Annotated in this window: 2 protein-coding genes; both read left to right on the top strand. The window is 33.7% G+C overall.

Features of this window, described 5'->3' with window-relative positions:
• The coding region (locus FHL06_RS13295; protein WP_272950474.1) for a Na+/H+ antiporter NhaC family protein at window positions 1–629 on the top strand (629 nt) is incomplete at its 5' end.
• A gap of 208 nt (window positions 630–837) precedes the next feature.
• A partial coding sequence (locus tag FHL06_RS13290; RefSeq protein WP_153387099.1) for an HlyD family secretion protein occupies window positions 838–1,301 on the top strand: 464 nt, incomplete at its 3' end.

The following is a 1,301-nucleotide window of genomic DNA, read 5'->3' as shown; positions in this document are numbered from 1 at the left end:
TAACTGTTGGAATGATTTTTGTTGAAAATCCGCATACATCAGTTAAAAGTATTGCTGGATTCATTGAAAATGGTTTCGTTTCTAAAACAGGGAATGCTAATGTTGATGCTTTATTAACTCGTGGAGGCATTAGTTCGATGATGGGCACTGTGTCATTGATTTTCTTAACTCTTTCATTAGGTGGCTTGTTAATGAAGTTTGACGTAATTCAAACAGCCATGCAGCCACTTGCTGAAAAGTTAAAGACACCAGGTTCAGTTGTAACCGCAACAATCCTTTCCGGTATTGGGGTTAATATCTTTGTCGGTGAACAATACCTTTCAGTTATCCTTCCCGGTAAAGCCTTTAAGGAAACTTTTAATAAACGTGGTTTAGATAACTTGGCACTAAGCCGTGTTCTTGAAGATGGTGGAACAGTAATTAATTACTTGATTCCATGGGGTGTTGCTGGAGCATTTGTGGCTAATACCTTGAATGTACCAACCTTGTCATTCTTACCATTCTGTTTCTTCAGTTTGCTTTCACCAGTTCTTTCTATTATTAGTGGATTCACTGGTATTGGTTTGAAACGATTATCAAAGAATGATAAATCTGATAATAATAAGGATGAAAAGTTAGCTACTGAATAAAAATATAATAGGTAGAAAATATATTAAGAAATCATCGATGCTGTAAACGCTAACGATGTTGGTATCATTTAATTCGATACCTGTAACGGTTAATTTATAGAGCAGAAATGCTCTATTTTTTTTGTTTTCATCATTGACAGAGGACCATTTTTTGTCTAATTTTAAACTGTTATGCTATTTAAGATAAGCAAATTTAGGGAGATTATTTATGAAGAAAATTAAGATTGCTATTTGGGGTATTAATGTTGTCCTAATTGCCGTTATTCTTTTTTTAGTTTTAGGAAACGGTTTTAAGAATGATAATAATAAAACAGATTATAAAACTTATACTGTTCAACGTGATAATACTAATTATTTCAACGGTATTGTCCAAGAGACAGATAAGCAGGCGGTCAGTGACCAACCAAAATCTGAGGATGAAACTTTGACTTCAACTCATGTTATTAATGGTCAAAAAGTAACTAAAGGTGAGGTTCTATTCAGCTTTTATCGTGATATGAGTAGTGATCTGGCTAGTGCTAACGCTGAGATTCAACAAGCCCAACTTGCTATCCAAGCATATAATTCAACTGACAAAACAACAGCTGACAAGATTGAGTTAAGTAAAAATCAAGAAGTTTTAGCTGAAGCACAAGCTAAGATCAATAAAATTAATAAGGCTCAAAATAGAAC

Source organism: Companilactobacillus halodurans, assembly GCF_009600985.1.
Classification (GTDB): Bacteria; Bacillota; Bacilli; order Lactobacillales; family Lactobacillaceae; genus Companilactobacillus; species Companilactobacillus halodurans.
This window is presented reverse-complemented; position numbering and strand designations above follow the sequence as displayed.